Raw genomic sequence first — 4,062 nt, forward strand, 5'->3', positions numbered from 1 at the left:
CATGCCGTCGTCGGCGGCGTTGAAGGCGGAGGCGGCCACCCGCACCCGCACCTGCCCGGGTCCGGGGGTGGGCACCTCGACGTCCTCGTACTGCAGGACCTCCGGTCCACCGGTCTCGTGGAAGCGCGCGGCCTTCATGGTCTTCGTCGTGCTGGTCGTGTCGGTGGTCATGGTCTGCTCCCTCGTCATCTGCTTCGGATTCGAAGCAGTAGGACGACAGTAGCGCTGCTTCGAGTTCGAAGCAATAGCGCCGGCCGACTGCTGCGCAGGTCCCGCAGCGCACCCGCGCGGCCCTGCTCGCCGCGCGAGAGCCCCGGGCGGTCGGGCAGCACCTCACCCGTACGCTGGCGCCCGTGCTGGGGACGACGGCGTGACGGGTCTGGCCGGGCGGGCTCAGCAGCTGGCCGAGCACCTGCTCGCCGACGACCCCCGGCGCTGGGCGCACACCCGCGCCGTCGCGGTGCGGGCCGCCGAGGCCGCGGGCAGCCTGCCGCCGGCCCAGCGCCCGGTGCTGCTGGCGGCCGCCTGGCTGCACGACATCGGCTACGCACCCGCGCTGCGCGACACCGGGTTCCACCCCCTCGACGGCGGCCGCCACCTGCGCGCCCACGGCTGGCCGGACACCGTGGTGTGCCTGGTGGCGCACCACTCCGGCGCCACCCACGTCGCCCGCGCGCGGGGCCTGGAGGCGGAGCTGACCGACCTGCGGTGCGCCGAGCCCGTCCCCGGCTCGGACGCCGAGGCCCTCTCGGACGCCCTGACCTGGGCCGACCAGACCGTCGGCCCGGGCGGGGAACCGCTCAGCCTGTCCGAGCGCCTGGCCGACGTGCTGGACCGGCACGGCCCGGACAGCCCCAACGCCCGCAGCCACGCCACCCGCGAGCCCTACCTGCGCGCGGCGGTCGCGCGCACCGAGCGGCGGCGGGCGACGCTGCTCGACCCCGTGCCCGCGCCCGCAGCGCCTCGCCTGCAGGCGCCGGGACGCGCGGGCGCTGGGCAGCCCGGGCGCAGCGCGCCAGGATGATCACCGTGACCTCCCGGACCACCGCCCTGCGCCGCGCGCACGACGTCGCCACCGCCGTCCTCGCGCTGGCGATCGTGCCCGAGCCCTTCGGCCGCCGCCGGCGGGCGATGGGCTTCGACGACTACGTCCGCCACCAGCAGCGCGCCGACGCCGTCATGCGGCGCCTGGCCCCGGCGCTGTCGGTGGCCGCCATGGCCACCGGTGCCGCGACCGCGGCCGCCACGGCCCGCCGGGCCCCGCGGGCGGCCGCCCTGCGCGCCGCCTCGGTGGCGGCCGTCGCCGGTGCGATCACCCTGACGGTGCGGGTCCACGTGCCGATCAACGTGCGGCTGCGCTCGTGGCGGCCTGGGGAGGAGGCCGAGGGCTGGCGCGAGGCGCGCGCCCGCTGGGAGCGCGCCCACGTGCTGCGCCGCGCCCTGGTCGTCGTCGCGGCGGCCGCGACCGCGCTGGGGCGCTGACTCAGGAGCTGGTCGCGACGAGCTCCTCCAGGCGCACCTCGGGGTGGTCGCGGGCGAAGCTGCGCACCCGCCACTCGTCGGTGAACAGCGCGAAGGTGCGCCCGTCGGCGTGCTGGACGACCTCGGCGCCGCGGTGGGCGCGCAGCAGCGGGGCCGCGTCGGCGTCGATGATCCGGGCGGTGGTGTAGGGCAGTTCGGTGAACAGCACCGGCGAGCGGAACTCGTGGGTCATCCGGTACTGGACGACGTCGAACTGCAGGGCGCCCACGGCGCTGACGACGGGTTCGCCGTCGCCGCGGGCGTCGGAGGTCAGCACGCGCACGACGCCCTCGGCGTCCAGTTCGCGCAACCCCTGCCGGAACTGCTTGCCCACCCGCAAGTCCGCGGGGCGCACGGTGCGGAAGTGCTCGGGGGCGAACACCGGCAGCGGCGGGTAGGAGACGCGCCCGTTCTCGGAGAGGGTGTCGCCCACGACGACGTGCCGGGCGTTGACCAGGCCGATGACGTCACCGGGCCAGGCGACGTCGACGGTCGAGCGGTCGGCGCCGAACACCGTCTGCACGTGCTTGAGGACCATCGGCCGGCCGCTGCGGTCGTCCTTCACCGTCATCCCGCGGTGGAAGACGCCGGAGTGGATGCGCGCGAAGGCGAGCCGGTCGCGGTGGGCGGGGTTCATGCCGGTCTGCGTCTTGAACACCTGGGCGCTGAAACCGCCGGTCACGGCGTGGGGCCGGCCCGCGACGTCCTGCTGGTCGCGCGGGGCGGGTGCGACGTCGACGAGGGCGTCGAGCACCTGCCCGACGCCGGTGTTCGCCACGGCGGCGGTGAAGTACACCGGCGTGGTGCGGAAGGCGAGGAACTCCTCCTCGTCGTGGTCGGCGCCCGTCGCCGAGAGCAGGTCGTGCTCGTCGAGGGCCTGCTGCCAGGAGGGTCCCTCCAGCGCCGCGGCCTCCTCAGCGCCCATCCGCTGCTCCAGCGCGCGCGTCGCCCCGCCCGGGGCCTTGGTGTACTTCACGTACTCGCCGCTGCCGCGTTCCAGCAGCCCGCGGAAGTCGCCGGCGATGCCGACGGGCCAGGTCACCGGCGTGGGCCGCAGCCCCGTCACCGACTCCACCTCGTCGAGCAGTTCGAGGGCCTCGCGCCCCGGCCGGTCCCACTTGTTGACCACGGTGATCACGGGCAGCCCGCGCTGCTTGCAGACGCCGAACAGCTTGCGGGTCTGCACCTCCATGCCGCGGGCCGCGTCCACGAGCATGATCACCGCGTCGACGGCGGTGAGGGCGCGGTAGGTGTCCTCGGAGAAGTCCGCGTGGCCGGGGGTGTCGACGACGTTGACGACCATCCCCCGGTGGTCCAGCTGCAGCACCGCGGAGCTGATGGAGATCCCGCGCTGCTTCTCCATGTCCTGCCAGTCGGTGGCCACCCCCGCCCGGCCCGCCTTGCCGTGCACGTGCCCGGCCTCGCGGATGGCGTTGGCGTGCAGGGCCAGCGCCTCGGTCAGCGTGGACTTGCCGGCGTCGGGGTGGCTGATGACGGCGATGGTGCGGCGGCGGGCGGCCTCGGCCACGACCTGCGCGGCGGTGGCTCGGGCGACCTCGGCGGTCGTCCCCAGCGTGTCGGACTCGGCGGTGCTCACCGCTCCATCATCCCCGCTGGCGGCGGCGGTCGCGGACGCCCGGCCTCAGCCGGGGGCGGCTGGGCGGGTGGTGACGAGCGCCTCCCACCCCTGCTCGCTGAGGTAGGGGCCGTGCGGCATGCCCGGCGGGCGGAAGGCGTACGTGCCGGCCGTGGCGACGAGGCCGCTGGTGAGGTCGGTGAGCGCGCCGGAGAGGACGTAGACCTCCTCCCAGTGCTCGTGCCGCAGCACCTGCGTGCCGCTGCGGCCGCCGGGCTCGTAGCGCTGCAGCAGCGTCGCGTCCTCCCCCTCCCCGCCGAGCACCCGGTTCCACACCCCCGTCGCGGGGGCGGGGGCCGGGACCCACGGCCCGGCGGGTGCGGCGAACTCCTGCGCGGGTCGTGCCCGCCGGGTGCCCACGGCCGGCCTCAGCCCACGGCCTCGGGGAGGACCTCGACGCGGTAGCCGAGCTCGAGGGCGTCCTCGCGCACCGGGTCCTCCAGCCGCACGCGCCAGCGGGCGGCGAACTGGTCCACCCCGGGGACCATGGCGACCGTCCCGCTGAGCAGCACCGTGCCCGGGGTCGCCAGACCGCGCGCGCGCAGGACCTGGAGCCAGTAGGAGGGCGGCAGCAGGGCGGCCAGGGGGGCCTGCTGGACGAGGACCTCGGAGCCGTCGGCGGTCTCGACCCACGCCGTCAGCAGCAGCCGGTCCAGGTGCTCCTCCACGTCGACGAGCCGCCAGGCCCGCCGCCCGAGCACGTCGAGGCTGGCGTTCTTGCTCCAGGCGACCCCGTGGACCTCCAGCGCGCGGTCGGTGTGGTCGCAGGCGACGGTCAGCAGCACGTCCTCGGGGTCGGGGCCGGCCAGGACGAGCGCCCACTCGGCCTCGCCGGAGGTGCGCCCGTGCTGCACGGGGACGACGTCGGTCTGCGCGGCGAGGCCGAGTGGGCGCTCGTCCTGGCC

General features: G+C 76.1%; 5 protein-coding genes and 1 pseudogene. 2 read left to right on the forward strand and 4 right to left on the reverse strand.

Annotated elements, in window-relative coordinates; genetic code table 11:
* Window positions 1-138: pseudogene (locus tag GTQ99_RS27600) on the reverse strand (NADP-dependent oxidoreductase); the annotation flags it as partial.
* Window positions 139-370: 232 nt separating this feature from the next.
* On the opposite strand from GTQ99_RS27600, the gene GTQ99_RS20670 reads away from it, so the two are divergent.
* Both GTQ99_RS20670 and GTQ99_RS25590 read left to right on the forward strand, forming a co-directional pair.
* A complete protein-coding gene (locus tag GTQ99_RS20670; RefSeq protein WP_166617580.1) occupies window positions 371-1,024 on the forward strand; it encodes an HD domain-containing protein in 654 nt (217 codons plus the stop codon).
* A 5-nt stretch (window positions 1,025-1,029) separates the two neighbouring features.
* A complete protein-coding gene (locus GTQ99_RS25590) occupies window positions 1,030-1,482 on the forward strand; it encodes an anthrone oxygenase family protein (RefSeq protein WP_166617581.1) in 453 nt (150 codons plus the stop codon).
* Between the two features lies 1 nt (window position 1,483).
* Here GTQ99_RS25590 and GTQ99_RS20680 read toward each other — a convergent pair whose 3' ends face one another.
* The 3 genes from GTQ99_RS20680 to GTQ99_RS20690 form a co-directional block, all read right to left on the reverse strand.
* Window positions 1,484-3,118 (reverse strand): peptide chain release factor 3, encoded by a 1,635-nt coding sequence (locus GTQ99_RS20680; RefSeq protein ID WP_338075163.1) that lies wholly within the window; start codon window positions 3,116-3,118, stop codon window positions 1,484-1,486.
* A gap of 45 nt (window positions 3,119-3,163) precedes the next feature.
* On the reverse strand, window positions 3,164-3,517 hold the full coding sequence (locus GTQ99_RS20685) for a cupin domain-containing protein (RefSeq protein WP_166617582.1): 354 nt from the start codon (window positions 3,515-3,517) through the stop codon (window positions 3,164-3,166).
* A gap of 8 nt (window positions 3,518-3,525) precedes the next feature.
* A partial coding sequence (locus GTQ99_RS20690; RefSeq protein WP_166617583.1) for a DUF2848 family protein occupies window positions 3,526-4,062 on the reverse strand: 537 nt, incomplete at its 5' end.

Source organism: Kineococcus vitellinus, assembly GCF_009906315.1.
Lineage (GTDB): Bacteria > Actinomycetota > Actinomycetes > Actinomycetales > Kineococcaceae > Kineococcus > Kineococcus vitellinus.